At 44.7% G+C, this 24,683-nt stretch carries 29 protein-coding genes and 2 pseudogenes; 12 read left to right on the forward strand and 19 right to left on the reverse strand.

Annotated features, from left to right (window positions below):
- On the forward strand, nucleotides 1-840 hold the full coding sequence (repA, locus tag REG_RS00005) for a plasmid replication initiator RepA (RefSeq protein WP_006703979.1): 840 nt from the start codon (nucleotides 1-3) through the stop codon (nucleotides 838-840).
- Nucleotides 841-1,441: 601 nt separating this feature from the next.
- Here repA and REG_RS12890 read toward each other — a convergent pair.
- Nucleotides 1,442-1,582 carry a hypothetical protein gene (locus tag REG_RS12890; RefSeq protein ID WP_176603358.1) on the reverse strand — a complete coding sequence of 47 codons (141 nt, stop codon included), beginning with the start codon at nucleotides 1,580-1,582 and terminating at the stop codon, nucleotides 1,442-1,444.
- A gap of 281 nt (nucleotides 1,583-1,863) precedes the next feature.
- Here REG_RS12890 and REG_RS00015 point away from each other — a divergent pair, with 281 nt between their 5' ends.
- From REG_RS00015 to REG_RS00025, 3 genes are all read left to right on the forward strand, one after another.
- Nucleotides 1,864-2,136 (forward strand): helix-turn-helix transcriptional regulator, encoded by a 273-nt coding sequence (locus tag REG_RS00015; RefSeq protein ID WP_006703980.1) that lies wholly within the window; start codon nucleotides 1,864-1,866, stop codon nucleotides 2,134-2,136.
- 184 nt (nucleotides 2,137-2,320) lie between these two features.
- Complete coding sequence (locus tag REG_RS00020) at nucleotides 2,321-3,004, forward strand: helix-turn-helix transcriptional regulator (protein ID WP_006703981.1); 684 nt, start codon at nucleotides 2,321-2,323, stop codon at nucleotides 3,002-3,004.
- A gap of 130 nt (nucleotides 3,005-3,134) precedes the next feature.
- Nucleotides 3,135-4,109 carry an Rpn family recombination-promoting nuclease/putative transposase gene (locus tag REG_RS00025; protein ID WP_006703982.1) on the forward strand — a complete coding sequence of 325 codons (975 nt, stop codon included), beginning with the start codon at nucleotides 3,135-3,137 and terminating at the stop codon, nucleotides 4,107-4,109.
- A 117-nt stretch (nucleotides 4,110-4,226) separates the two neighbouring features.
- On the opposite strand, the gene REG_RS00030 is transcribed toward REG_RS00025, so the two are convergent.
- The gene (locus REG_RS00030) at nucleotides 4,227-5,345 is read right to left on the reverse strand and encodes a JmjC domain-containing protein (protein ID WP_006703983.1); all 1,119 of its coding nucleotides are present in this window, start codon (nucleotides 5,343-5,345) and stop codon (nucleotides 4,227-4,229) included.
- A 304-nt stretch (nucleotides 5,346-5,649) separates the two neighbouring features.
- Between REG_RS00030 and REG_RS00035 the strand changes: the two are divergent.
- The 6 genes and pseudogenes from REG_RS00035 to REG_RS00060 all read left to right on the forward strand — a co-directional run.
- A pseudogene (locus REG_RS00035) lies at nucleotides 5,650-6,195 on the forward strand (DUF4158 domain-containing protein); the annotation flags it as partial.
- A gap of 322 nt (nucleotides 6,196-6,517) precedes the next feature.
- Nucleotides 6,518-6,880 (forward strand): TrfB-related DNA-binding protein, encoded by a 363-nt coding sequence (locus tag REG_RS00040; RefSeq protein ID WP_000746879.1) that lies wholly within the window; start codon nucleotides 6,518-6,520, stop codon nucleotides 6,878-6,880.
- Nucleotides 6,837-7,589, forward strand: coding sequence for a ParA family protein (locus tag REG_RS00045; RefSeq protein WP_039906773.1), 753 nt, complete (start codon nucleotides 6,837-6,839; stop codon nucleotides 7,587-7,589). Before REG_RS00040 ends, REG_RS00045 begins: the two co-directional genes overlap by 44 nt.
- A complete protein-coding gene (locus REG_RS00050; RefSeq protein ID WP_006703985.1) occupies nucleotides 7,586-8,710 on the forward strand; it encodes a ParB/RepB/Spo0J family partition protein in 1,125 nt (374 codons plus the stop codon). The genes REG_RS00045 and REG_RS00050 overlap by 4 nt, the downstream gene beginning before the upstream one ends.
- Nucleotides 8,700-8,885 (forward strand): hypothetical protein, encoded by a 186-nt coding sequence (locus REG_RS00055; protein WP_141553570.1) that lies wholly within the window; start codon nucleotides 8,700-8,702, stop codon nucleotides 8,883-8,885. The genes REG_RS00050 and REG_RS00055 overlap by 11 nt, the downstream gene beginning before the upstream one ends.
- Nucleotides 8,886-8,975: 90 nt before the next feature.
- Nucleotides 8,976-9,170 (forward strand): hypothetical protein, encoded by a 195-nt coding sequence (locus REG_RS00060; protein WP_039906776.1) that lies wholly within the window; start codon nucleotides 8,976-8,978, stop codon nucleotides 9,168-9,170.
- 97 nt (nucleotides 9,171-9,267) lie between these two features.
- Here the strand turns inward: REG_RS00060 and REG_RS13895 are convergent.
- Nucleotides 9,268-9,940, reverse strand: a pseudogene (locus tag REG_RS13895) (SprT-like domain-containing protein).
- Nucleotides 9,941-10,128: 188 nt separating this feature from the next.
- Here REG_RS13895 and REG_RS12410 point away from each other — a divergent pair.
- The gene (locus REG_RS12410) at nucleotides 10,129-10,746 is read left to right on the forward strand and encodes a MobC family plasmid mobilization relaxosome protein (RefSeq protein ID WP_260200025.1); all 618 of its coding nucleotides are present in this window, start codon (nucleotides 10,129-10,131) and stop codon (nucleotides 10,744-10,746) included.
- Nucleotides 10,747-10,748: 2 nt separating this feature from the next.
- On the forward strand, nucleotides 10,749-11,735 hold the full coding sequence (locus tag REG_RS00075) for a relaxase/mobilization nuclease domain-containing protein (RefSeq protein ID WP_006706478.1): 987 nt from the start codon (nucleotides 10,749-10,751) through the stop codon (nucleotides 11,733-11,735).
- A 61-nt stretch (nucleotides 11,736-11,796) separates the two neighbouring features.
- Here the strand turns inward: REG_RS00075 and REG_RS13900 are convergent, their stop codons facing one another.
- From REG_RS13900 to REG_RS00155, 16 genes are all read right to left on the reverse strand, one after another.
- On the reverse strand, nucleotides 11,797-11,919 hold the full coding sequence (locus REG_RS13900) for a hypothetical protein (protein WP_006706477.1): 123 nt from the start codon (nucleotides 11,917-11,919) through the stop codon (nucleotides 11,797-11,799).
- Nucleotides 11,920-12,090: 171 nt separating this feature from the next.
- The gene (locus tag REG_RS00080) at nucleotides 12,091-12,921 is read right to left on the reverse strand and encodes an ArdC family protein (RefSeq protein ID WP_006703989.1); all 831 of its coding nucleotides are present in this window, start codon (nucleotides 12,919-12,921) and stop codon (nucleotides 12,091-12,093) included.
- A 3-nt stretch (nucleotides 12,922-12,924) separates the two neighbouring features.
- Nucleotides 12,925-13,077 (reverse strand): hypothetical protein, encoded by a 153-nt coding sequence (locus tag REG_RS00085; RefSeq protein ID WP_006706362.1) that lies wholly within the window; start codon nucleotides 13,075-13,077, stop codon nucleotides 12,925-12,927.
- Nucleotides 13,078-13,140: 63 nt separating this feature from the next.
- Nucleotides 13,141-15,246 (reverse strand): LPD7 domain-containing protein, encoded by a 2,106-nt coding sequence (locus REG_RS00090; protein WP_039906781.1) that lies wholly within the window; start codon nucleotides 15,244-15,246, stop codon nucleotides 13,141-13,143.
- A gap of 4 nt (nucleotides 15,247-15,250) precedes the next feature.
- Nucleotides 15,251-15,805: a DUF5710 domain-containing protein gene (locus tag REG_RS00095; RefSeq protein ID WP_039906784.1), complete on the reverse strand. Its 555-nt coding sequence runs from the start codon at nucleotides 15,803-15,805 to the stop codon at nucleotides 15,251-15,253.
- 14 nt (nucleotides 15,806-15,819) lie between these two features.
- Nucleotides 15,820-17,748, reverse strand: coding sequence for a type IV secretory system conjugative DNA transfer family protein (locus tag REG_RS00100; protein ID WP_039906786.1), 1,929 nt, complete (start codon nucleotides 17,746-17,748; stop codon nucleotides 15,820-15,822).
- Nucleotides 17,711-18,748 carry a P-type DNA transfer ATPase VirB11 gene (gene virB11, locus REG_RS00105; protein ID WP_006703991.1) on the reverse strand — a complete coding sequence of 346 codons (1,038 nt, stop codon included), beginning with the start codon at nucleotides 18,746-18,748 and terminating at the stop codon, nucleotides 17,711-17,713. The genes REG_RS00100 and virB11 overlap by 38 nt, the downstream gene beginning before the upstream one ends.
- Nucleotides 18,726-19,910 carry a type IV secretion system protein VirB10 gene (virB10, locus tag REG_RS00110; protein WP_039906788.1) on the reverse strand — a complete coding sequence of 395 codons (1,185 nt, stop codon included), beginning with the start codon at nucleotides 19,908-19,910 and terminating at the stop codon, nucleotides 18,726-18,728. Before virB10 ends, virB11 begins: the two co-directional genes overlap by 23 nt.
- Nucleotides 19,910-20,431, reverse strand: coding sequence for a TrbG/VirB9 family P-type conjugative transfer protein (locus REG_RS00115; protein ID WP_006703993.1), 522 nt, complete (start codon nucleotides 20,429-20,431; stop codon nucleotides 19,910-19,912). Before REG_RS00115 ends, virB10 begins: the two co-directional genes overlap by 1 nt.
- Before the next feature lie 55 nt (nucleotides 20,432-20,486).
- A protein-coding gene (locus REG_RS11635; protein WP_260200023.1) for an IS5-like element ISRein1 family transposase occupies nucleotides 20,487-21,310 on the reverse strand; the annotation gives its coding sequence in 2 pieces (ribosomal slippage) (nucleotides 20,487-20,923 and nucleotides 20,923-21,310; 825 coding nt in all).
- Nucleotides 21,307-21,645 (reverse strand): TrbG/VirB9 family P-type conjugative transfer protein, encoded by a 339-nt coding sequence (locus REG_RS00130; protein WP_039906793.1) that lies wholly within the window; start codon nucleotides 21,643-21,645, stop codon nucleotides 21,307-21,309. Before REG_RS00130 ends, REG_RS11635 begins: the two co-directional genes overlap by 4 nt.
- A 2-nt stretch (nucleotides 21,646-21,647) precedes the next feature.
- Nucleotides 21,648-22,406: a virB8 family protein gene (locus REG_RS00135; protein WP_039906796.1), complete on the reverse strand. Its 759-nt coding sequence runs from the start codon at nucleotides 22,404-22,406 to the stop codon at nucleotides 21,648-21,650.
- The gene (locus REG_RS00140; RefSeq protein WP_039906797.1) at nucleotides 22,396-22,614 is read right to left on the reverse strand and encodes a hypothetical protein; all 219 of its coding nucleotides are present in this window, start codon (nucleotides 22,612-22,614) and stop codon (nucleotides 22,396-22,398) included. The genes REG_RS00135 and REG_RS00140 overlap by 11 nt, the downstream gene beginning before the upstream one ends.
- A 142-nt stretch (nucleotides 22,615-22,756) precedes the next feature.
- Nucleotides 22,757-23,770, reverse strand: coding sequence for a type IV secretion system protein (locus tag REG_RS00145; protein WP_006703997.1), 1,014 nt, complete (start codon nucleotides 23,768-23,770; stop codon nucleotides 22,757-22,759).
- A 15-nt stretch (nucleotides 23,771-23,785) separates the two neighbouring features.
- Nucleotides 23,786-24,034, reverse strand: a complete 249-nt coding sequence (locus REG_RS00150) for an EexN family lipoprotein (protein ID WP_039906800.1) — start codon at nucleotides 24,032-24,034, stop codon at nucleotides 23,786-23,788.
- Between the two features lie 8 nt (nucleotides 24,035-24,042).
- Nucleotides 24,043-24,666, reverse strand: coding sequence for a type IV secretion system protein (locus REG_RS00155; protein WP_006703998.1), 624 nt, complete (start codon nucleotides 24,664-24,666; stop codon nucleotides 24,043-24,045).
- Nucleotides 24,667-24,683: the final 17 nt, after the last annotated feature.

Below are 24,683 nucleotides of genomic sequence, written 5' to 3' on the forward strand. Positions count from 1 at the left end.
GTGACTAGAAAAAGTTACGTTTTCAATGCCACTCCCGTTTTTACCCCGCCTGCCAGTGAGAAGCCCCGTCCGGCCTTCATCCGTTATGCCATGCAGTGTGCATCTGAGAAAGATGTGGCTCGGAGTGAATTGCTATATATCTTGCAGGGAACTATCCCTACCCGCTCCCGTCGTCTTAATGAACATCGAGCGCGTGCCTTGAGGGCGATGGCGTTAGCCATGCTCTACCATTTTAATATTGCGTCCGGTTTAGTGATGGCGTCGGTGGAACAGCTGTCGGATGAATGTGGTTTGTCGACGGTTTCAGACGCGGGCAATAAATCGATTACCCGAGCTTCCCGTTTACTCACCGATTTTCTCGAACCCATGGGTTTTGTGCACTGTGAAAAGGTTTGGGATAGGATAATGGAAAGCTATATTCCCAAACTCATTACGCTGTCCCCGTTATTCTTCTTGTTATTTGATGTGTCATCAGAAAAATTAGAGAAAGCCCAACATCAGCAAATGGGCTGGATTAACAAAGGTCTGATGGAAAAAGGAGAAGAGTCCATTACCTTAGGAGAAGCGCGTCGTCGAGCCAAAGAGCAGCACATTAAGCGGGCGTTTGAATATCGACAATCCCGTTATGCCATGAATAAAAAACGCAAGCTCGCCCGACGTATGGCCAAGCTAGACGAACAGAAGGCAAAACAGACCCTTCTTCAAAAAATCATTCAGCGCTATTCCCTGGTGGAACTCAATGAGATGGGACCTAAAGGGCTGAGAAATCAGGTCAACATCGAATATCATTATCTTCGAAAGATAGCCAGTACACCCCCGCCAGATATTCCTGTGCATTAAACTGAGTTGTCTTTGTCCCTCAAAAAAATTTTCTGCGCCTGTGCGTAGGCCTCCTCACGTTTCAATACCCCTATTTGTTCCCATTTCCTCTCATCAAGTCAGAAAATAGAACTCAAAAATGACTTCGGGTCATTCAAAATGAGCCTAAGTTCGTTTAAAAACACTTTGTCCACATTTAGATGCAAGTCGATTTTGATGATGGATGCATCCTGAGGAATAGATGCAAAATCACAGTCAACTTTTTAAAAAGAAAAAAGAAATAAAACGTGGAAAAAATTGTGGATAAATTGACCTATGTTCTATTTTTAGTTGAAAAGATAAAAACCCGTCTGGCAGCGAACAAAAGCGCGGGTCCGTGGGATATAACCGTTCAGGAGTTCGCTTACGCTCACGTCTCGGCGGATGACCTACTGTGTCCCCTGTCACTACCGAGTACCGCCTTACAATGCCCTACGGGCATTCAATCAAAAAATCAAAATTGAAGGGGTTTGCCATTAAAAATTAAATGAATTATCAATGATTGATATGCCCTTCCTTCTGTCACCTTCCATAAACCCATTGAAATAAAAACCTTCAGCGATTATATTGAATAAGTTGCCTATTAATAATGGCAATCGGGTTTGATAGCCTGAGTATCCAAGCGGACATCCGCCGCTATTTGCGGTTTTTTTATGTCTGTTTTTAAGCCTAAAAAGTTACGTTCATACCATGGCAGGGCGTAGCGGGGGAGCTTAGCGCTCACCGGGTTCTTGGATACCGGTCTATCAATCCTGTTACGTCTTGCCACCCTGTTTGATAGCAGAATGGTGAGATTCGATAGAATTTATCCAAGAGGCTAAAACTATGGCTATAAAAACCCCCCATTCTAAATTTATCGATATCTACTGGATTATCCCCAGAAACACCCATACTCCTTCCTGCAAAGTCTTATTGACACGAAAAGAACGAAGCCCCTTTAAAAGTGATGTTCAAGGAAGGCCGCCTTCTTTGGGCTGGACGTAAGCCTGTGAGGGAGGGATTTCTATGAAAACTTTCAACCTAAAGCAAATCAAAAAATTCCGAAAGGTCTTTCCAGAGCTCACCACGAAAGAGCAACTTGAAACGGCGATGCTTTTTTCTTTGGGAATAACTAAAAAAGAGATTGCCGCGATGCGGGATGTCAGCTACAAGGCAGTAGAAGTCATGTTAGATAACATTAAAAAACGATGTCAGGTTCACTCTCTCAACATGATGATGACTCTATTTCAGGTGCGTTTGGTGTTCTTTGCATTGTCTGGATGTGCTGTAAAAAATTAATAATCTCTTCACTCATTCGAGGTCATAAAAGTTCAGTGTTATCTGTTTTATGGACTTTTATGACTATTTCATACCCTAAAAAACAACTGACCACTAGGGATTTTCCCGTCTGTATTGATCTCGAGATATTCTTAATACTGCTCACTCTAATGAAAGCTCTTTTTAAAAAAAGAGGAGGGGTTATATGCATTTCAACCCAAAAGACATTTCTCCGCAGATAATTTATTTACTGAACAATCATCCTCATCCCTGCCACATACGCGATAAAGCTTCTCGTTATCTTTATATGAATCTCGCGATGCGTGACTTCTTGAATTTACCCACAGGGTTTCCTATTGAAGGGAAAGAGTCATCTGAAATAAAACCGGAAAAGGCGGGATTTTTTGAGGGGATCTATCAGAAAGAGGAGGTCGTCATACAAAAAGAAACCCCTGTCTCTTTACTGATAACGGGGCATTTTGGAAAAGACAATCAAATTCAACCCTATATTGTTGACATTCATCCCTTCTTTGATGAAACAGGTCAGCTTATGGGCACCCTCGCAGAAGCCAGACAATGCCTCTTTTTTTCACCCTTGGACTATCTCCAGGGCAAATCACCCAAAACATTAACCACTTCAATCCCCAATACGATTTTCACTCAAAATGAACTCCAGATAATTTTTTATGCTTATCATGCTTTAAGTAGCAAAGAAGTGGGGGAATATTTAAATCTCTCTCATAGAACAGCTGAGAATAAATTACAGGGTATTTATGAAAAAATGGGGGTTCATCACCAAAAAGGATTCAGAAAATATATTCAAGATAGTGGACTGAATCATTTTATTCCACAAAATCTACTGGCATCGAGTATTCAGCTCATTGATTGACTACAGAAAAGATATTTTCTTGCCTTTATTTTAAATCAGGCTTGATTCTTATGATGTACAGGGGTCATGATGCCGTTTACTCTGTGGGTGCAGATGAAGGCGTTTTATCACAAAAAGAGAAATATCAATCATGACTGAAGTATCACATCCCCACGATTCCTTTTTTAAGCGCTCATTACAAGAAAAAAAAATCATGATGGATTGGTGTCAAGCACATCTTCCTGAAAAGATGCTGCCATTCATTGATTTGTCAACATTATCTATGGTGTCTAATGAGTTTATCAATTGGCCAAACAAATTACACAGTGACATTGTTTATAGTTGTCAAATGTATCACCAGCTTGGCTACCTTTATTTATCAGCAGAACATCAATCGACTCCTGATGAAATGATGGCTTTTCGGATTTTGGAGTATGTCATCAACATCATGGCCTCTCATCTTCGTCAAGGACATCCCAAATTGCCGATGGTGTTACCCCTCGTGCTGTATCATGGGAATAGCTCGCCTTATCCGCATTCAAATGAGATTTGGGCGTGTTTTGAAAATCCTGAGCTCGCAAAGAAGTGGGCCTTGGGCACCTTTGAGTTAATTGATTTGACGGTGCAATCAAACGAAGAGATTTACAAGCACGGCTGTGCTTTAGGAATGGAATATTTTTTCAAGCATCAGCGCAGCAAAAAACCGGCGGTTTTTTGGGTAGAGAAATTACTCAGAGAAGATAAACTCACTAGAATTAGAGAAGAAATTGGTTTTAAATACATCATAGATTTGGTCAAATACAATTTGTATTCTTGTGGAAATAAGGCCGATCCTGAAGAGTTAGAAAAATTGCTGTCTCTTTGGAAAAAGTATATCCCACAGACAGAGGAGGAAATTATGACATTCGCAGAACAACTCGAAGCTAAAGGAATACAAAAAGGTAAACAAGAAGGTTATCAACAAGGTAAACAGGAAGGTTATCAACAAGGTAAACAAGAAGCGACCCGACAACTCGCAAAACAACTTCTTTCCAACGGTGTACAGTACTCAGTGGTAAAAATATCTACCGGGTTGACAGATAAAGAATTAAAATCACTCTCTCAAAAAAACAATCAGAATGATTAGATTTCTACACTGATACAAAAATCCCTAGGGAATTTTCTTCACCATACCAAAATGAGAGTAAGAGTAAATGAGACTTATATTTATGTGATTTTTGATGAAAATAACTCATCAATGGCATCAGTCTTTTTTTATGGATGAGAAATACCAATACCCTTGATTAATCAGCAAGGTTAACGCTGAAATAAAATCAGTGTCGTTTATGAATTTTATGAGCATAAAGCCATCAATCGTTCTGTGACGTGCCAGCATATTCCAGGCGTCGGCATGATCTGATAACAGGGATTTGCCGTTGACAAAATAGCGGTTGCCGATGTGTAACATACGAAGCCCCATTAACCGGTGCAATGAATTTCTCTGTTGTAATAAGGTCTGAACCTGTGAAGGGGCGTACACCTCTGCCTCCGGTGCCTTCGGTAACTCATAGGCGGTTTGAGACATCTTTTGAACAAACCAGGTGTCCAGATGGGCTCTTTTCTGGAGTAAGAATTGACTCATCATGTCCTGGAGGGCCGTGAGGTCTTGTGGCAGAATTTCGGTGGGATCTTCTCGCAGAAGTAAATCGGGTGAGGGGGAATACTCAATGCCTCGATGGTTTTCATCTGAAAGCGACTCAGTCCAGTTCCTTATCATGCGAAGGCTGTTGTCTGTCCAAAACTGAAGGCAGTAACTCATGGCCACTTCTGACGAAATGGCTTCATGGGGAAATTCCTTTGGGATATACAACACATCTCCGGAAATCAACTCTTCATTAATGATGGGCTCAGCAAAGTCGTTCTTGTTATAGTGCTCAAGCAATAACAATTGATGCCATACACGCCACCGACTACGGCCCATCCCTTGAATAACCAAAATGTCAGACGGTTTAGTCTGAGGGCCAATTCCACCGCCGGGTACTGAAAAAACCACCGTCAGCTCTTCTGTGTACCAATCGGGGAAAACACGAAACAGAGACAGAAATTCTTCAGCAGCTCTGTGCCAATGGTTTATCGTTTCGACTTTTAGTGACCAGTTCCGTTGACCTAATGAGGCATACCCATTAAAAGCTTGATGCACTAATTGACATTTTCCGTGACTTCTTTGAATGAGTTGGCATTCGAGCGCTTTTTTTATCACCAGTTTTTCCAGCTCTTCAGGCGAAATCGGGTTCATAAAATCAGAAATCGCTTTTTTTAATAATACAGGGTGTTTCTGCCAGTGATGTTGTAAAAAATCTTCCCAGTTGATGATGAGATGCATGTACTACACTTTTCCTTTTTTATTATCAAACTTAATAAAAAAAAACCGCGCGGGTTAACTTGACGAAAAATATTGTTATTTAAATTAATGATATCAAATCAAATATTGATTGTCATTTCTTATTATATTGACGTTTTTATGATTTCTGGTTTAGTCATTCATTTTATCAACCCGATCGCTCTAACATTGTCAAACTGAACTCTACCCTATCCTGATGTCAGGCTCTCATCACAAAACCGTCAGAATACTTAACAGCCCAGCCCACACCGAAAGAAAAAATTGGGCGGTTTAAAAAGATCCTTTTCTGACCACTGAGCAGACTGAAAGCTATGGCCGCTTCATCGGTGAGCCGGATGAGCTTCTGCTGGCACGCTATTTTCATCTTGATGAGGCATACAAAGAATTTATCGGAAAAAGCAGAGGCGATAACAATCGTCTGGGAATTGCCCTACAAATCGGGTGCGGGCGTTTTCTGGGCTCCTTTCTCACCGATATGAATCATACTCCTTCCAGAGTCCGGTATTTTATCGCCAGACAGCTCGGGATTCATGATATCACCGTGCTGGCAGAATACGGCCAGAGAGAAAATACCCGTCGTGAGCATGCAGCGCTGATACGTCAGCATTATGATTATCGTGAATTTGCCTGGCCCTGGACTTTTCGTCTTACCCGTCTTTTATATACCCGGAGCTGGATAAGCAACGAACGTCCCGCTCTGCTTTTCGACCTGGCGACAGGGTGGCTGATGTCGCACAGGATTATTCTCCCCGGAGCCACCACACTGACCCGACTGATTTCAGAGGTAAGGGAAAAGGCAACGCTGCGCCTGTGGAACAGGCTGGCAATGATACGTACAGTTTTTAAGGAAGATAACACCAACGTAAATGAAACTCAGGTTAGTAACGGTATGGCGTGGGCCTACAGATACCATGAGCAGGTGAGAATCCAGCCATGCTAGACCTTGAACAGGAGGCTAGGCATAAGCGCCTTGGCCTATGGTCTGATCCGCAATCAAGCATTGTAGAGCCTTGGAAATGGCGGCGAGATAACAATAAATTTCGTGCGCACGAAACCGCATAATGAATCATTATCTATTGACATCAACAGATGATGATTTATATTTAAGGGGAGGCCACAGTTAGGCCGTTGAGTTTCGGAGGTTAATCCATTGAATGAAAAAACGACTAACGCAGGCCGAATTTGAACATGCCATTTCTAACCTGTCACGCGCACTAAAGCCAGCAAATGTAGAAATTGTGAAAGCAATTTTGGTTGATGGCAGAAAGCAAAATGACATGGTTATTGAAACGGGATTAAGCCGTACAGCAATAGCGGCAATGACGAAGAAAGTTAGAGAAGCGCACAAGTTACATGGCAAACCACCGGCAGGCTGGGAACGTATCGAGCTATGTATACCATCATCAATGGTTCCTATGTTAAGGGCTATGGAAGATGAGGCGCGTAAACAGGCAAACGCTAAGGGTGAAATGAATGAATATCATAACAGTGACGAATCAGAAGGGCGGGGTAGGTAAATCTACAATCGCCGTACATCTTGCTATGGCTCTTCAGGAACGAGGCGACAGAGTGCTTTTTGTTGAACTTGATCCGCAGGGTAACGCTAGTAAGACTTTAGAAAAGGCTGGAGGTGTGGCGGCACTTCAGGCAAGCCAACTTTTTGAAGAACAACAGTTAACTATTACGCCAAATGAAGGCATTACGTTAATCAATGCTGATGCAAAGATGGCTGATATTGAACGCGCCCCGTTAACGGTTATGTCAACCTTTAAAGACCACCTTACCGCGCTGGCGTCTCAGTTTGATCATTGTGTCATTGATACCCCACCTACCCTTGGTTTGCGTATGTCATCGGCGCTTATCGTTGCAAATCATGTGTTGTCGCCAATAGAGCTGGAAGAATATTCCATTGATGGCATTACAAAAATGCTGCAAACCATTTTTGGTGTTAAGTTGAAATGGAATCCTGATCTGAACTTTTTAGGCATGTTACCTAATCGCTTTAATTCCCGTTCAGAAGACCAGAAGAAAACATTAATGAATCTGGTAGAGAACTACGCTCATCTGTTAATTCGAGCGCGGATCGGCATTCGTTCATCAATTCCAGAAGCCCTTTCCGAAGGTATTCCGGTATGGCAGTTAAAGAAAACATCTGCGCGTGAGGCAGGGAAAGAATTTCAGGAAGCTTTTAAGCTCATTTTTGAAAAAATGGGGGTTGCCAAATGAGCGCCAAAAAGGGATTGGATTTAAGCGGGCTGGATAACTTTTCAGCTTTGATGGGAGGCGCCCCGGCCCTTACTCAATCAGCGGCTTCAACAGACGTACCTGAAGGTTTCGCAGGAAACCTTATCCGTGTTCCTCTGAAAAAAATTCATAAGGATGCAGATAACGCCAGAAAGACTATTGACCCGCATGAACTCCGTGAGCTGGCCGATTCAATGAAGTCTGTAAATCCGGCAACCGGAAAACCACGTGGTAACAAAAACCCGGTAAGCCTGAAGCCTCATCCAGATATACCGGGGGAATATATTCTTAATGCCGGTGAGCGCCGTTGTGCTGCTGCTGAACTTGCCGAGTTACCTGATGTTCTGGCATTCATTGATGAGGACGCCGACGAATTTGATAATGCAGTCGATAACATTCAGCGCGTAGCTCTTTCACCAATTGAAACCGCTACGTTTATCCAGCGCCGGATTGAGAAAGGCGATAAAAAAAGCGCCATTGCGGCCCGGTTGGGTAAGCCAGCATCGTTTGTATCAGATCATATTATTTTCTTTGATATGGCTGATTGTATTCGCGATATGTACGACAGTGGCCGTGTTGTCTCTATGCAAGCAATGGCCCTGTTACATCGCGCCTATAAAAAACACGCTGAAGAAGTAGAGGCTTTTTGTTCCGAAGCACAAGACGAGCTAACCACTGCTGATGTGCGGGCTTTTTGTGATTCACTCAAAGAGCCGGAATCTAAAGCCGTGAATACGTCAGGTGAAAATGAAGAAGGTCAGGAGCTGCCGAGCGATGCCAACGCATGGATCGGAGGGAGTGCCGATAGCGACGAACTGGAGAAGGGCGAAGAGCAGCAACCTTTAGTTATTGATGGCGAACCAATCAGCGGCGGCCCATTTTCTGATTTGGAAGATGAAGCCAGCAAAATCATTGCCGCAGATGAGGTAAGCGACAAGATTAAAAAGGCGATTGTCCAGATTCAATATGATGAACGCCCAGCGCGATTACTCACGAACCGCCGAGCTTCTTATGGGTTCGGTTGGATTAAATACGATGATGATGGCAGTGAAGACGAGGTTGATTTAAAGGACGTTAGCGTTGTTGCCATTGTTGAAGGTTGAGGCGGGCAATTATGAAAAATCGCATAGTGCTAATCAGCGGCGTTATCGCCGCTTTAGTCCTGATTCTTTTTCTGGCGTATCCCTACCTGAAAAACAGCCAATCATTTTTGGCTGTAGTAGCTATTTTCGTGACGTTTGCAGTATTGGCATTGGCTATACCAGCCAACTTATTTAGCGGGTTGAGGAATTGGAATCCTTCGATAGGTCAATTCGTCACCTATCCCTTGCGGAACAGCAGCGATTAAGGAAAAACAGACGAGATTGCATGGATAAAAAGGCGAATCAAAATATAAAAATTGCAATGATTGGGTTGGTTTTTATGATTCCGGCTGTCGTGTGGTTCGCGTTTACGTGGTACAACAATACCGTCTACGAAAATTCTCTTGCCATCATATTAACAATGACACTTACCCCCTTAGCTATGTTGCTGGCTGATTTTCTGTTCAAAAAATACAATTGATTTATCTATGGCGTTAAAACTCGCTGTTGATGGGGCCGTAACTAGCAAGCGTAGCGAGTCTGTTACGGTTCCATCAATAGCCGACAAGCGAAGCGCGTCAGTTTGCGACTTCAAAGGCTACGTGACAGTCTCCACACATCACATTCAGATCAGGTTTTCCCCAAATATTGGTTTCGCACATAGAGCAGGTGTATTTAATCCTGTTTGATTTGTTTTCATTCTTTATCGTCAATTCGCCATCTTCACCAACTTCAATCCCCATGGCTTCTAAGTCACCGGCGAACTGGTCAGCATTGCCAGATGCAATGGCTTCAAGAAGACGATCCCTTGCTGGAAATCTATCCATCCATGAACTGGCCACCTTCGATTGCATAGTCGGCCATGCTATCACCTGTTCTGGCCCCGCCGGGTTTCCCCGTTGAGGATGGCATTAAACCGATAGACTCCATTTTGTCAGCCCACTCTTTATTGTGGTATCCACGGCGTCCGGGCTTACCAAAATGGTATTGCCAAAGATGGGCCATTTCATGGACTAGAGTTTGCATAATTTCTTCTGGCGGGTATACGGCAAAATAGGCCGGATTCATTGCTATCTCATCCGTCCGGGTTCCATTGGCGTGAACAAACCTTTCGGCAGAGAAATAGCCATATGTTTTCTTTTTCCGCTGAAGAGTGATCAGGCAGGGGGGAAGTGAACCATCAAAAAGTGCTTCATTGAAATGGTCATAGGTAACCTGCAATTCTTCGTAAGTCTGTTGTGTAGGTTTGATTGGCGTATATCTCTCATTTGTTATTGAATTGCACAATCTAAATTGTATCACTTTTAGTTTGCACAATCGAAAAAAATACCCGCAAATTTGCCCCTGCTCCTGTTGAGCTGGTTTTGATTTTGGGCCGAGGCGTAGCCGATGGCATGAAATGGCCATTCGTGCAAAATCTTCGTGCGTACGAAAAGGATATGGGGGTTATATCTAAAAAAGGCAGGATTCGCAAAATGCTGGCGCATGGCACCGGCTTTGCTATAATACCCCCATCCCTCCATATTGTTAAAGGCCCGCTAATGCCGAGGATCGTTAAGAGAGTTACGCCGGAATTAAAAGAGAAGTGGCAAACCTTTTGTCATGAGCGTGGTGTTAGTGAATCCGATATGTTGGGACTGTTGCTCGAAAAGGTAACGGCGGGAATAGTGCCTAATGAAGCTAAAGGGTTGGAAGAGCCACGTTCAGATAAAGTAACGATACGTTTGTCACCGAAAGATATTCACAGCATGACAAAACGCGCCAAGGCTGAAGGGTTTCCCAGCAGAACCACATGGCTTACTAATTTAGTGTTGGCGACCTTGAGCAAAGAGCCGGTATTAACTGACGCCGAAGTTAATGCTTTGCGGGGTTCCAATCGTGAGTTGGCCGCTATAGGTAGAAACTTGAACCAGATAGCCAGAACGTTGAACGTAGAGTTTCGTGATAGCGATAAGCTGAACAAAGAATTAATAGACCGGCTGCTTGAACAGATAGATGGCCATCGAGACAAGGTATCTAACCTTATTGATAGAAACATGAATCGTTGGGGAGGTTAACCATGACCGTTGATAGCTTGTTAAAACTCCTTGAGGGGAAAGTAAAGACTAAATCCAACAAAACTACAGACCTGAAAGGCAAGGCTAGTCACATAGCTAATCGTGCTTCTGAAGTTATGGTTAAGGTGAGTGGCAATGCAAAAGGCCCAGCTCACGTTAAAGCCCATTTAGATTACATCAGCCGTAATGGAAAGCTGGAACTTGAAAATGAACGCGGTGAAATCTTGAGGGGAAAGGACGACGTTAAAGCCGTTCATAAAGAATGGACTCAGGATCAAGGTAAGACACGTGCTAACACACGTGATACAACTAACGTAGTGCTATCCATGCCGAAAGGAACAGAAGCGAAGGCCGTGAAAGAATCGGCTAGAGCATTTGCAAAAAAACAATTTGGCGAGAACTACCAGTATGTTTTTGCATTTCATGAAGACGTTGATCACCCGCATGTTCATATCAGTATAAAAACCTTGGGTTTCGATGGCAGGCGCTTACATGTCAAAAAAGGCGATCCTCAAATATGGCGTGAAGGATTTGCTAAAGAGCTTCGCGCTAGAGGGGTTGAAGCTGAAGCAACATCCCGTGCTACACGTGGCGTAGTTAAGAAAGGAATTCATCAGGCGATTATTCATATCCGCAAACGGGGATTAACCCCTGAAGTCGATAAAGCTAAAATAAAAGAGATCGCTGAAGAGTTTAAAGATAAGAGGGACGGAAAGCCTGAAAAAGTGAAACTGTGGGAAGAGAAAATACAGGCGAGGCAAAGGGAAGTTAGAAAAGGGTGGTTATCTGCTGCGCAGGAACTTAACCAAAGTTCAGAACCAAGTGATAAAAAGTTGGCCGCTGATATTGTGAACTTTGTTAATACCATGCCACCTATGGCTACTGAACGGCATGAAATGGCTAAAGCTGTCAGTCAGAAATTAGCAAGCCAGCAGCCCGGTAAAAAGCAAAACTCAACTGGCAGAGATAATGATCAGGAAGAACGATAAATTTCGTGCGCACGAAACCGCACAGGGGAGGGGAGACAGGCGTGCTTTTCCCGCCTGTTTTTTAACGCTCTAAATCCGTATCTTGTTTTAGACCTTTTTTGTTTACTACAACCATATTGGTTTCCTTTATTTTTATTTCCGTATCTGGTTTTTCATGGGTAAGTCTGGACTGTATTTTTTCCATGAATTTAGCCCGATCTTCTGCGTTGTTAAAACGCTCTGCAAGCTTATCAGCGAGTTTTAAGGCAATGCGCTATCATTCCCCTCTTTTGGGGCTGTATCGCTTTCTGGTGCGTTTTGAGGGGCTTCCTGCGCCTTTTCTTTCTCATGGCTCAAAAGGTTGGAACTAATAGCTTCAGCGTCTTTTGCTGCCCTCAGTATTTCTTTTAACGTAAGCGTCGTGTTGTCCGGGATCATGGCCTATTTGTAATTCGTCACCAATCATCAAAGAGGCGATTTCAGCCCTCAGTTCTTTTTTTGCGTAGGACTCAGAACCAAAGCGCCCGGTTAAATCTCTATCCAGACGGCTTTTGTGTCCGGTTGAATGGCCAGCTTCATGCAATGCAGTGGCATAGTAATTATCTGCGCTGGGGAATTGGCTACGTTCCGGGAGGTGTATCGAATCTGTAGAAGGGCGGTAGAATGCGCCATCAGCTTGATCATTCTTGATAGGTACGCTCATGGCCAGCAAGATATTTTCGGCCCGTTCATGGCGTTCCCAATCGGGTTTTGTTGCCGTAACTTCTAATGGCGGTAAGCCCTGAATCTGTTCCGCGTTAAATACCACTGCTGAAAAAACTTTTGGGCGTTCAAGCTTCACGGTAATCATTTTTTTCTTACCGTTATCATCCAGTACCGGTTTCCCTTTATCGTCGAGATTTGGTATTGTATCGGAAAACTTCCAGTATTGAACCAGCGTACCTTTTTCGCCTTTTTGAACCTGCGCATTCACGCTTTGGGCTTGCTTATACGTCATCCAGCGGGGATCTGTACGCTGTTGCATAGCCAGCCATAAGGCGTTGGCTCCCTTGTAACGAGTACCGCTAACCGGGTTGTGCGGCATTCTGCTTGAACCCGGTTCCCATGGTTTTTGCCATGGCGCTGTTCCTTCCTCAAGCTGTTTTATCAGACGATCAGCAATTTCTTCATAGAATGGTTTCTTCTCTTTATCGTCGCCTCTGGCCATCGCTTAACCCTCCTGCTCGTCTTCAATATCAATCGCCTCTCGTGCATCAGCTTCAGATAATGCGTTTTCTTCAAATGCGCCTAACTCTTCAGCTTTTTGGCGGCTCATTTCAATTTCACGGCCCGGTATATTCAGATCCAGTATTTTATTGTTCATGGCTATTACCCTATAAAAAAGCCCGGAGCTAAAAGCATCCGGGCCATGGTAGATAACGATAAATCAGCGTTCCAGTTCGGTGTCTTTAACCCGTGGGTTATCAACCGTTTGAACCTCTTTGATTTTCAGTTTTGGCCCTTTTTCGCCACTGGCCACTTTATCCGCCAGTTTGTCCCGGACGCGGCTCATAAAGCGTTCTTTGTCGTCAGCGTTCATTGATTGAGATACTTTCTCAGCCAGTTTAACCGCTGTAATTTCGTTTACTAAATCGGGATGTTCTTTAACGATTTCCCGCGCTGGGCGTTCCTGATCGCGAATGGCATCAGCTTTGACCTGCCAGCTATTACGGAACGTATTGATAGTTTCCTTTTTGACTACTTTGCCCGTTTCGTCTTTAACATCTTTTTCAACGGTAACAGCTTTGCGGCCAAGGTTTTCTAACTCAACATGATCCCCCGGTTGAGCTTCACTCTCGGCCATGGCACGTTGTAAATCAACACTCCATGTTGTGCTTTGCTTACCATCTGCGTTTTCCAGCGTTACATAGTAATTATCTTTGTTGTCTTTCTTATGTTCATAAGGGGCCGCGCCATGCTCAACCAACTTACCGGCCAGCTTATTAACCTTTTCTTCAGTTTCAGCTTTAGCACCCTCATTTTTGCCTTGTGTCGTACTGTTTGACTCATTGGTGCCGGTTTTGGACGTAGGGGCTTCGGATTGAGTTTTTGACATTGTACCGGAAGGGGCAGAAGGTGACGTTTTCACGTTATCAGCAATTTCACGCGCTTCAACTTCGTTAATGTTGCGCTCACCGGCTACTTTTTTCAGACGTGCTAAATCCTCTTCTTTTGGCTTGTAGCCATGGGCTGTTAGTCCTCTGGCCGTAGCCTGTAACCATGCTTCACGCCTAAAATCTTCAGTACCTTTTACTTGGATCTCAGTCCAGCCACGTGCTTCAGCAATATCAATCATGGAACCAGCTACTTGGCTATTGCTCAGTTTGGTTTGAAGCTTTGCGCCTTTGTCCACAAAGGCCAGTGAGTCCGGGCGATTTTGGAAATAATATTTACCCTCGACCTCAATATAAGACTTGGCCACTCTATCGGGCACTACGGGCTTATAAGAGCTGTCTTCAAAATAGTCCTGATCTTGCGGCTGGCGTTTAAAAACTGGCTCTTCAGCGTCAGGTTCTACTTGCTTGAACTCTTCGCGTTTACGGCCCTCGCGTTCATCGTCTTCAGCTAACATATCCGCGGTAGAAACACGTGATGATGATAACCATGTTCTTACATCATCATCAGCCGTTTGGGCCTTTTCCTGTTCTATGTGCGTGTGCGGCTCGATGCTGTTTTCTGCATCGGCGTTCTGTTCGGCAGTGGCCACAGGAGTTGGCGCGGTGTTTTGTTCAGCGTAATACTGATCCATATACTCTGCATACTCATCCTCTTCAGATTCATTCGGCTCTAAATTTATAGAGGAACGATTCACATTAAGGGCGGCGTCCATTTCTCTTTCAAAATCTTCAGTAATCACCGGGCCGGTATTTATTGCCTCATGTTCTTTATCAGCCATTGTTTCAGCCTTATGAGTATGTTCAGTAATGATTCCTTCAACCTGATCGCGAACGGCATCAAGCCCGCGTGATTGGTGAAGGTCGTTAAAGTCAGTCAAACCGCGCTCTTTTTCTTCAGCGGTAAACGCCGGTACGGTGAAAACACCATTTGCGATAGTGGCCGCTTCTTCAGCTTTGGCCATCCCTTTGTTAACGGCATTTTTGCGGTCGTCGTCACCAAGCACAACATGCAAGCTATCCGGGTATTTATCTTTAAGCTTGTCAGCAACTTTAGGCAGGTTTCCCGCGTCAACGGTCATTACTACCGGGCGATTGGTGGCTTCGCTAATACTCGCCGCCGTTGAGTAACCTTCAGCATAGAGAACCGGCTCACCGTTTTTCAATTCACCGCCAACCACAAAAAAATTACCGGTTTTCTGGCCGTTCTTCTTCAGCGATTTGAAACCATTGGCGCTGATACGTTGCAGGGTACGAACTTCGCCTTCTTCGTTGACCAGTGGAATAACCACCCGGTTTTTCTTATCAGCTTTAACGCCGGGGAATGCTTTTACACCCTTATTAACCAAATATTCTTGGCTACCGTCAGCAACCGGCATCGCGTTATATACTTGGCCAGATCTCCGGGCGTTGTGCGCATCGTTGTAAGGCATTCTCTCTATCAATGCGGTTTTGGGCCGCAATAGCACGTAAATGGGCTTGAGCTTCGGCGTCCACTTGCTGGCCAGTTGATACCCATTTAACGGGCTGGTCATGGATTCGGTGATTCTGATACCATCCAGCCGGAACGCCGTCTAAGTAGCCAGCATAAACCCCGGTCTTTTCGCCTTTTTTATCGACAGCCGTTCTTACTCGGTGCTTTTTACCATCCATCACCGGCAAGCCATCCAGTTCAAAGCCTGCTTCAGCTAACGTAGCGCCAAATTCAGCCGCCGGATTATTATCCTGCACTGGATTACCTTTATGCTGATCTGGTAGCCACTTGCTTAACTTGCTCAAATCTGCACCCGGTTTAGCAAACCAGTGTTTCGCTTCCTCATCGAAGCCTAAAGCGTTTTCGCCGTTCTCTAACTTACCAGCCGCTTTTTTAGCTTCATTCCTTTCCTCAAAACTGACGATAAGGACGGTGTTCTTAGTTGCTAAGTTTGGTTCATTCATAGTGAATTACTCCTTTAAGCAGCTTCTAAGCCAGAGAAAAATTGATTAACTATGTTGTCCATCGCATCATCGGTAATATCCCCTTTAGGGATCTCAACCTTTGAAAAATCACAACTAAAATCATCAAGATTCAACTTGTCGATATTTTCAATGTCAGCAACGGTAACAGCGCGTTCCACAACTTCGGTTTTTGTCTCTTCAGCCTGTTCTACCCGGTTGCTCATAAAGGAAACTTCACCTTTTGGCCTGTTGGCCGGGTCAATAATTGTTACTTCAGGGGAAGGGAATTTAACGCCATCACGCCCATTACCTCTGGCTTCAAAAGTGGGATCTTTATACCAAGTAATTTTAGAGCATTGGATCGGAGGGCAATCCTCTAACAGAATAATTTCTTTGCTTTTCCCCATCTGTTTAAGTTCTTGAGGCATTAACAGTGCGCGGCCAGTTTCGCTGGTATTTTCTGAACCGCTGGCTCTCCCAATAGTAGAACGGCTGCGGGATCTGGCTTTCACTGTTTTAGTACCAAGAGACTCTGAAACTTCTTTGGCGATTTTAAGATTTTTTGGCGCAAAAACTATTTGTAACGCATGGTTATCAATAAATGTTTCCGCTGCATCATGGCTATAGGTTTCTCGTAACTGCGCGGGGCTTTGGATTATTGGCAGCATCCGCAAACCGTAACCCGCAACATAGCTAATACCTTTTGACAGGATGTTAACTTTCCCCATGGCCGTGAACTCATCCATTAACATCAATACCTGATATTTAAGGTCGGGGTTTTGCTCCGGCAGTTCCCGCGTGTTCAGGTCTATGACTTGCTGGAAGAATAAGTTAATTAGAGGGGCCAAACGTTCTAAATCGTCTGGTGTAATGCCAACATAGATAGACATGCGGCGCTTACGCAGTTCACGCAAATCAAAGTCATTACCGCTGGTTACGGCATCGATCACCGGGTTATAGAAAAGTTCTAACGCCGAAGTAAAACCTTTACGGACAGAACCACGTGTTTTATCTGGCGTGTCTAAATATTCTTTTAGGGCCAAGTAACATTCATCTGATAAAGGGGTTTCAGATTCTTGTCTGGCTTCCACAATTTCCGCCAGACGTTCATCACCCATGGTTAACTGGCGAAGGGCTTCACCCATTGTTATCGGCAGCTCTTCCGTCTCGATGAGGTAAAGCACCATACCTAACCAAAGAGAACGGGCCGATGATTGCCAAATTGGCGCTTCATTCTCAATCTTGGGAAACAACATCTGACCAATTTTCTGAATATCGTTAATGCGAAAATTGGGATCGTCAGAAATATAAAAGAGTGGGTTCCAGCGGTGCGAACGGTAATCCCTTGGCGCAAGATTTAACAAAAAACAGTCTTGGCCATGACGAGAGCGAAAGCCGGAAGTTATATCCCAGTTCTCCTGTTTTATGTCCAGAACTACAACGCTATCACGCCATGAAAGAAGGTTAGGGACTACGATACTAACCCCTTTGCCTGAGCGAGTTGGCGCGGCCATCAAAACGTGTTGAGAACCGGAAAATACAAGGTACTGCATGAAAAGGCCCATAAAGCCTTTTTTTACGCCGACGATAATACCATCATCACTGAATAAACCAGCCTCGCGGATCTCACGACTGTTAGCCCAGCGAGCGTTACCATGCAACGGGGTTTTCTTCGGTAGAAGTGGCAGGAAGCAAGGCAACGCAGTAATAATTAAACCTCCAACCAAAGACCCCATCAGACATAGATTAGTTTTAGGTATATCGCCGTAATAGTACCAGTATTGGTATAGAGTAAAGGGCGTGGCATCTTTGGCCTCATACCCATTACCCGCCATGAATATAGCTCCGCCAATCCAAGTCGCAACCACTAAAAAAATAAGCGGTAAGCTAATCAGCAGCAGGATTTTAAGCCACCAAAATATTTTGTTTGAACTCTGGCTCATAATAGATCTCCGAAATATATCGACGGCCTTGATGGTTTTGGAATTGAACAATAATGTCGATGCAACTAAACAGAAGCTGTTTAATATCCTCACGTGACATTGTTCCGCCGCTTTGGCTTTCCTTAATGAACAAAACAAGCTGTTCTATGGCCATTCGCGGGTTAGTACCATGCATGGACGTTATAGAACCGGGATGGCCACTATTGACGTTACGCAGGTAATAGAACGCCTCATCACCACGTATCAACTCGGCAACAAATACGCGATCTGGTTTCATGCGAAGAGAACTTTCTAAAAGATGTTGCTGGGTAACATCAGCAATACCTTGGCCACCGGCGCTATAAAACAGAGGCACAACGTTTTTATGTGTTAGGTATAGCTTCAGCTCGTCTACGTTCTCGATGGTGATCAGTCTTTCATCATCGGGTACAAGCTGAAGCAATGAACGCATGAACGTTGTTTTACCTGAACCTGTAGCGCCGGAAACGATCATATTCTGGCGATGCTTAATCGCCAGCGTGAGGAACTCTTTAAAACGTCTGGCGTTTTTTAGCTCGATAAGTTCTCGCTCAAAGTCACGCAGGCCCACAACGTCCGTTACGATGTGATCGAATGCACCGTCACGCTCGTAATCATCCAACGTTCTGATCACGTCAGAAGGTTTACGGATAGTCAGGCTGTAACGGTCGCTCAGTGTCGCCGGTGGCCGCACAATCTGGATACGTTCTCCATAGGGTAATGTTGCGGAAACAATCGGTTTACGTTCGTCAAATGACTGGCCAGAGTAGGTGGCCGTAAGCTTTGATATGTCAGCGCAGGCCGCAAAATCTAACTTTGGTACGTTATGAAACTGCCACCCTTTCCGGCCTTCAGTAATGACCTCTCCGGGTTTATTGACCACCACTTCAGTAACCCCATCTTCGTTTAAAAAGGGCTGGAGTACCCGAAGGTACTCCAAAAGTGATGAACCTTTAGCATTAGTAGGCTGCTTTAAGGTCATACACCCCCCTGAAGTCGAGATCGCGAGCTACAAAGATAGAAATATTGTCACCCTGATTTTTGGTTAACGTTGGCGGTATGTTGATCGAGTTTTCCAGCGCAATACTCGCGGAATCTCGCGCTGTTTGTGCAGTATCGCCAAAGTTATATTGGTTGCCATTGCTACCATTGTTGGCGCTATTGGCCGCGTAAGTAACAACGCCGTTAACCGTAGTTAACAGAATGGCGCTACCGAACCGTTCCCAAAAGTGCGTATCAACGAAGCCATCAAGACCAGATCGGCCAAGGGCATCAGTACCCGGCGAATCCAGTTTGACCAACACCCCTTTAGGCGTTTCTATACGAGTCCAGAGAACGAAAATCCGCGCCTGTCCTCTCTTTATGCCGCCTTGATACTGGCCAACAATTTTTGAACCCTTTTCCAGCAGCAAAACTTTCTTGTCTATACTGTAGACATCATCAGTTAAACGGCAGGCGGTCATTCCGGGTACATCACTACTAATTGCTGTTTCCAATGCACAATTAAGGAACGTGCCTTGCGTAATAAAATAACTTCTGTCTACTAACAGGCTTGCACTGCTACCGTTAACCTCCGTACCTTTAAGCCGGTTAGATAGGCTATCAGCGCGGTCAGTTTCAGAGAGTGAGCTATTTCCCTCCTGTACCTCTCCGGCCAATTGAACGGGTTGGCCATTACCTGCTTTCTGTCCGGGTTGCTGGGGTTTAGAAATATTGCCAAATGCCAGAATAGAGCTAGCCCGCTTGCGTTCATCTGGTGTCTGCTCGTGCTTCCCATTGCCACCAGTTCCCGAAGCTGAAGACGGCGGCGGTGCGATTTTCCCTGTATTCAACATCCTGTATTCTTTTGGCGTTTCAGTTTTCGGCGGTGCTGGCGGTGGCGGTAACGTTGGCGGTAGGCCAAGCCGGTTGGCTACTCCGGTGTTACCAGCAAGCTTAGGCGGTTTATCTTCTTCACTACTTTTAAAGCCACCATTTACCGCTATTAACGCCAGAATAACGAGGATCCCAATAATGCCTACTACGATTTTTTGCCCGATACCAGAAGCCTTACCCGTTTTCCGATTTTTGGAAATCGAAGGCATACCACGATCAGCGTCTTCCTGTTCGATATCTGTATCTAAGTCGTCGCGGTCTTTAGCCATTACTGCGCCCCTCCCTTAATTACACGCTTAACGCCGGGTGACGTTGTGCCGTTGGTATTGATTAATCCATGAGGGTTGAAAGATTCGTTGTAGACGTTGGCAATATATTTGCCGTTGCGTAAAACAAACCTAGGAGCCACTTTTTCAACAATCATGGTATCCGGGTGATCGGAATCCATCGTTGGGTTCAGAAGTGTTTCAGAGCCATCAGCATGTTTAATGTAGATAGCGGGAATCGAGGTATTGCCGGAAAACTTGAAGTAGGTAAAACGGCCATCATCATAAGCACGCCAAGGAGAAACTTCACGAGAACCGAATATCCAATAGTTCCAGTTTGTCCAAGCGTTAGGCGCTTTTTCGTTCATCCGCTCTTTCAGTCTGCGAGCATCTTCTTCAGCTACACGCCGCGCCGCTTCGTCCTGCGGATAACGGAAGTTCACCTGAAAATACATATCGCCGGTTTTCTTGTCAGTTGCCGATAAGTCAAACGTGTATACGCGCCGGTCAGTTAAAACCGTCATGTTTGTAGTGGCCTGATCGCCCTTTGGTTTAATAGACCTCTTCGGAAACTATCATTTATCTAATTTCCATGTTATAAATTGCAGCAATCAGATTAAATCTTAATCCAAAACGTTTTCGCCTGTTTCGATAACGGTCTGATACAATTTTAAATCTTTTAATCATACCAATGACATGTTCGTTTAATACACGCTGGCTTGATAACGCACGATTGTTGCGTTTATCTTCTTTTGTTAAGGGATTTTTCTTTGTCTTTTTCTTAGGCAACGCCGAGTTTGAATGAATCTTGCCAAGCCCTTGGTAACCTGTATCGGTAACTGTTTTGATGTCAGGATGTATTCGCACACCAGACTCCTTAAACAACCTAAAATCATGGCGCCTCCCATTCGTAAAGCTTGTACAGATGACTGCTTTACTTTTTTTATCAACGAGCACTTGTGTTTTTAAGGTGTGTCGTTTCTTTTTTCCTGAGTAAAACGGCTTTTGTTTTTTTGGGGACGTTCAATCGGCGTTTCTGTGGCATCAATAAGAACCAGCTCATACTCCCTATCCCTTTTTAATACAGCTTTGCGTCCAGGTAGGGCAAAATCAGGATGCTTTATTAGCGTATTCTCTATCCATTTAATCGTTTCATAGCATGTGCTCTCACTCACGCCATAGCTTTGGCTGACATGAAAATAAGTGCGATATTCTCGTATATACTCCAGTGCCATTAATAAGCGCTCTTCTAAACCCCGCTTGGGTTTCCGACCTCCTTTCCCTTGCTTACTCTTATCTGCTTCATTCAATATCTTTATCATCTTTTCAAATGTACTGCGTTTAACACCCGTTAAGCGACGAAATTTTTCCTCTTCCAGTACTTTTATTACTTCATATTTCATGGCGGCTCCTTGTTCAGGAGTGTTTTACCAAAATTCCTCATGAATGCTAGTTTCCGAAGAGGTCTAATGAATATATGGTTTTCTACTGGCGCAACGTCCCAAGCGTCCGGGTCGCCCATCGCTATGCTGCTAATGCTTTCGCCTGGGGCAAACTGAATATCGGTTGAATAACCATAGTGGCCAACCAATTTAACGACCTGCTCATGGTTGTATGAGATAAACTTAACTCGTTTGTCATAAGCGCCACCTCTTGGAACTTCAAGTGCGAACGCCGTAGAAGAAAAAATACCGAGCACGAGAAGAACCGATAAGGTGGTTTTATTAAGCGAACGCATAATTAACCTCCTTCCTGATCTTTGCGGTAGCTAATAACCTGAAAACCAACCGGGTTTATCAGGCGATCATCCACCTTGATTGGCTCTTTACGGTAAACGAAAGAAATAGTCGCAGCCCAATGAGTTGTTGCTGGCGTTTCACCCTCTTTTTTTACCGTGGCCGTGTAGCGTACTAAGGCGGTATATACCGTTTCACCGAACTGATCTTTCTCGCCCTTCTCTGGTTTCACTCCACCTTTACCGTTCAGGTAGGTAATGGCAGGATTGACCTTAATATCAACCTCAGTGGTTTCACCATAAATTTTAATGGGCGCATAAGGGTTAACTTTGGGATTGGTATAGTCAGCGTATTGTTGCTGAATGGCACCGTCTGACAACATGCCAACCTGAAGGCGATCATCTTCGCGGGTATTCCAGTGGTAGCCTTCGCGGTGGTTAATATATTTAGCCAACCAGTAACGGCTCATTACTTGTTCGGTAGCCTCATCCATGTTTTTTAAGTTGCTGATTACCTCAGTTTCGCCGGTAGTGTCATTAATACGCACAATTGAATTTTCGATTGTTTTCAGAGGCATCATTGTAGAAATTGCAATCGCCTGAACAATTACAACGCCGGTCATAGCCCAAAATGCCGACCAAGCTCTACGGGCTGATTTCTTTTCTCTGACAATCTCAGATTCGTCCCAGCTTTTAGCCTCATCAAAGTAATCCTTGTCGGTTACTTTTTTTTCTTTGGCAGGGGCTGCTTTTTTATTGGCCATGCGCAAACTCCTTCAGTTGCTGTACCTGTTTCTTATTCACTTCCTTGTACTTTGAGCTGACGGCATTAATCTGTTCTTGCGTAACAATTGCCGGGTTAATCGGAACCATGCCGCGCCCATCGTCTACAGCTTCAGCAGGTGGCGGTGGCGTGAGACTGCAAGCCCCAAGTGTGAAAGTGAGTGCGATTACTGCTAGAGATTTCTTCATTCAATCGTTCCTTATCAAGTTGCGTTATGATAATCAATATAGTGTATTTTGATTATCATAATGCAAAAAAATGATAAGGGGAATTTCCCCTTCATCATTCGATTTGTGCGTTTTTTTTATATACAATAAAAAGGCTTCACTGCTATCCTTGTGCGACTGAGTTACCACCAAAGCGTTTTTGATAGGAGGCATAAGCCGCTTGACCCCCGCGAACGGGGGAAGTCAGGGCGCGTTGAGTCGTCTTAACTTCTCGGTTAACGTTCTGCATACCGCGTTTCATTGCTGTTGGCCGTAACGCATTCATGGCAGAGCCAAACGCGCCTTGCGTGGCCATGGCCACACCGCCGCCTAATGCTGAAGCGATGGAAGGAACTTGCCTTACCACTAAAATGCAAAGCGCAAATACAAGGCATAACATCGCTGCATCCCCTAGGTTAGCCATGTTGGCCGCTGCGCTTTCTGTTGGTGCCATCTTTGAAATGTAGGTATCACCTAGCGAGATCATCAGCGAACCTACCGATGCCGAAAGAATCAGCAGAATGCCAAAGTTGCATACCATCGCTAACCAAGCTTCAAAGAAACGCTGCGTGGTGTTAAAAAGCAGAGCAATGATAAACAACGGCCCAATCCCTAGCAGGATGGTTATCATGAACTTTGACAACAAGACCAAGAACGCCACAAACAACGTCAATCCACACCCGACAACCAGCACAATCAGCGCTATCAGGTACAAACCAAAGTTTCCGTTCATGACCCCACCCTTATCCCATGCAGCTTTGGCCACATTGAATATTTTGGTAAAGAGCGCATCCAGTGTGTCGGCTGTTGTTCCTGTTGTACCGGAAACAACCGCAGAAATGTGTTCCGGGCCTTTTTGTAGGACATTAACGACCACATCCATATAAGTACCGACCGTTAAGCCCAGCGCGACAATCCCACCAATACGAATAATGCGAAAGACGCCATCACGTAACGGCTCATCAACTTTGGCGAACATCATCAGAATGCCCCACATGGCGATCCAGACAATCATCATGCTGGTGAACAGTGGCGAGGCATAACCGATTACATTACCGACCGTATCGGTAATGTAGGTTGATAACGCCGAATCAACGTTGGCAAAAATACGGACAAATAAGTTTGTTCCCGTACCCATAACCGCCCCCTTCCCTTACCAATTATTAATGTGGCGCAATGAGCCACTAGAGGCTTTTTGTTCCGCAGCCATGGCATTTTTACAGTTTGGCGTATTGCCAAGCTCGCCGGGGTTATCACTACAACGCTTAACGGTTTCGGCCCGTTCGGCTTTGTGATTTGAGAACCATTCAACGGAATGCGTTTCTTCTTTGTCGAAGCATCCGGTAAGCGCAAGGCTTACCAGACACACCGCGCTTATTTTTTGTGCGCACGAAAAAAACATAGTTACCTCTACCAGTTCACATTACGCAGTGAGCCAGATGATTGAACGGCCATCTGTTTAACCTTCTGTTGGTACAACGCATCATTTGCCTGCGCTGTCTGCTGGAGAATTTGCAACTTACCAACTTCATTTTGTAAAAAGGCTTGTTCGGCCCCAATACGTGCGTTTAAGTCCATCACTTCTTTGGGATCACTGGCCGTATTTACCCGGCGTACCAGACCTGATAATTCCGCAAAGCGCGATTGTGCTTGGTCAAGTGAACGGGAAGATTGGCCAGCATAGGTGGCGGCATTTTTAGCGGCAGTGTCGTAAAGGTCAGCTACATCTTCAGGAAGCTTAAAATCACTGGCTGAATTGATACCTCTATTGCGTAGAATGCTGTCTGTATTGATTCCACTAAGCGCGTCAGTGTCGTATTGGGAATTGATTACGTTAGCTAACCCACGTGCGCTGGTCATAGATTCATACTGTTTAACCTGCTGCTCGATTTGTTCAATGTATTTCGCCATATCTTCAAGGTGTGCTGTCCATGCTTGAGGGTCGGCAACCACAGATACCGGAACGCCAGCATAGCTAACGGCATTAAAGCTTCCTGCAATGGCCAGCACTAACGCTAATTTTTTCAGTTTCAATTGTATTCTCCATTAAT

It is taken from the genome of Candidatus Regiella insecticola LSR1, from assembly GCF_000143625.1.
In the GTDB taxonomy this organism is placed as follows: Bacteria; Pseudomonadota; Gammaproteobacteria; order Enterobacterales; family Enterobacteriaceae; genus Regiella; species Regiella insecticola.

Excerpts from the sequence above, each read along its gene's own strand:
- REG_RS00015 (WP_006703980.1), top strand. The coding sequence starts at position 1,864 with ATGAAAACTTTCAACCTAAAGCAAATCAAAAAATTCCGAAAGGTCTTT.
- REG_RS00020 (WP_006703981.1), top strand. The coding sequence starts at position 2,321 with ATGCATTTCAACCCAAAAGACATTTCTCCGCAGATAATTTATTTACTG.
- REG_RS00025 (WP_006703982.1), top strand. The coding sequence starts at position 3,135 with ATGACTGAAGTATCACATCCCCACGATTCCTTTTTTAAGCGCTCATTA.
- REG_RS00030 (WP_006703983.1), bottom strand. The coding sequence starts at position 5,345 with ATGCATCTCATCATCAACTGGGAAGATTTTTTACAACATCACTGGCAG.
- REG_RS00040 (WP_000746879.1), top strand. The coding sequence starts at position 6,518 with ATGAAAAAACGACTAACGCAGGCCGAATTTGAACATGCCATTTCTAAC.
- REG_RS00045 (WP_039906773.1), top strand. The coding sequence starts at position 6,837 with ATGAATATCATAACAGTGACGAATCAGAAGGGCGGGGTAGGTAAATCT.
- REG_RS00050 (WP_006703985.1), top strand. The coding sequence starts at position 7,586 with ATGAGCGCCAAAAAGGGATTGGATTTAAGCGGGCTGGATAACTTTTCA.
- REG_RS00060 (WP_039906776.1), top strand. The coding sequence starts at position 8,976 with ATGGATAAAAAGGCGAATCAAAATATAAAAATTGCAATGATTGGGTTG.
- REG_RS12410 (WP_260200025.1), top strand. The coding sequence starts at position 10,129 with ATGGGGGTTATATCTAAAAAAGGCAGGATTCGCAAAATGCTGGCGCAT.
- REG_RS00075 (WP_006706478.1), top strand. The coding sequence starts at position 10,749 with ATGACCGTTGATAGCTTGTTAAAACTCCTTGAGGGGAAAGTAAAGACT.
- REG_RS13900 (WP_006706477.1), bottom strand. The coding sequence starts at position 11,919 with ATGGAAAAAATACAGTCCAGACTTACCCATGAAAAACCAGATACGGAA.
- REG_RS00080 (WP_006703989.1), bottom strand. The coding sequence starts at position 12,921 with ATGGCCAGAGGCGACGATAAAGAGAAGAAACCATTCTATGAAGAAATT.
- REG_RS00085 (WP_006706362.1), bottom strand. The coding sequence starts at position 13,077 with ATGAACAATAAAATACTGGATCTGAATATACCGGGCCGTGAAATTGAA.
- REG_RS00090 (WP_039906781.1), bottom strand. The coding sequence starts at position 15,246 with ATGCCGGTTGCTGACGGTAGCCAAGAATATTTGGTTAATAAGGGTGTA.
- REG_RS00095 (WP_039906784.1), bottom strand. The coding sequence starts at position 15,805 with ATGAATGAACCAAACTTAGCAACTAAGAACACCGTCCTTATCGTCAGT.
- REG_RS00100 (WP_039906786.1), bottom strand. The coding sequence starts at position 17,748 with ATGAGCCAGAGTTCAAACAAAATATTTTGGTGGCTTAAAATCCTGCTG.
- virB11 (WP_006703991.1), bottom strand. The coding sequence starts at position 18,748 with ATGACCTTAAAGCAGCCTACTAATGCTAAAGGTTCATCACTTTTGGAG.
- virB10 (WP_039906788.1), bottom strand. The coding sequence starts at position 19,910 with ATGGCTAAAGACCGCGACGACTTAGATACAGATATCGAACAGGAAGAC.
- REG_RS00115 (WP_006703993.1), bottom strand. The coding sequence starts at position 20,431 with ATGACGGTTTTAACTGACCGGCGCGTATACACGTTTGACTTATCGGCA.
- REG_RS00130 (WP_039906793.1), bottom strand. The coding sequence starts at position 21,645 with ATGCGTTCGCTTAATAAAACCACCTTATCGGTTCTTCTCGTGCTCGGT.
- REG_RS00135 (WP_039906796.1), bottom strand. The coding sequence starts at position 22,406 with ATGGCCAATAAAAAAGCAGCCCCTGCCAAAGAAAAAAAAGTAACCGAC.
- REG_RS00140 (WP_039906797.1), bottom strand. The coding sequence starts at position 22,614 with ATGAAGAAATCTCTAGCAGTAATCGCACTCACTTTCACACTTGGGGCT.
- REG_RS00145 (WP_006703997.1), bottom strand. The coding sequence starts at position 23,770 with ATGGGTACGGGAACAAACTTATTTGTCCGTATTTTTGCCAACGTTGAT.
- REG_RS00150 (WP_039906800.1), bottom strand. The coding sequence starts at position 24,034 with ATGTTTTTTTCGTGCGCACAAAAAATAAGCGCGGTGTGTCTGGTAAGC.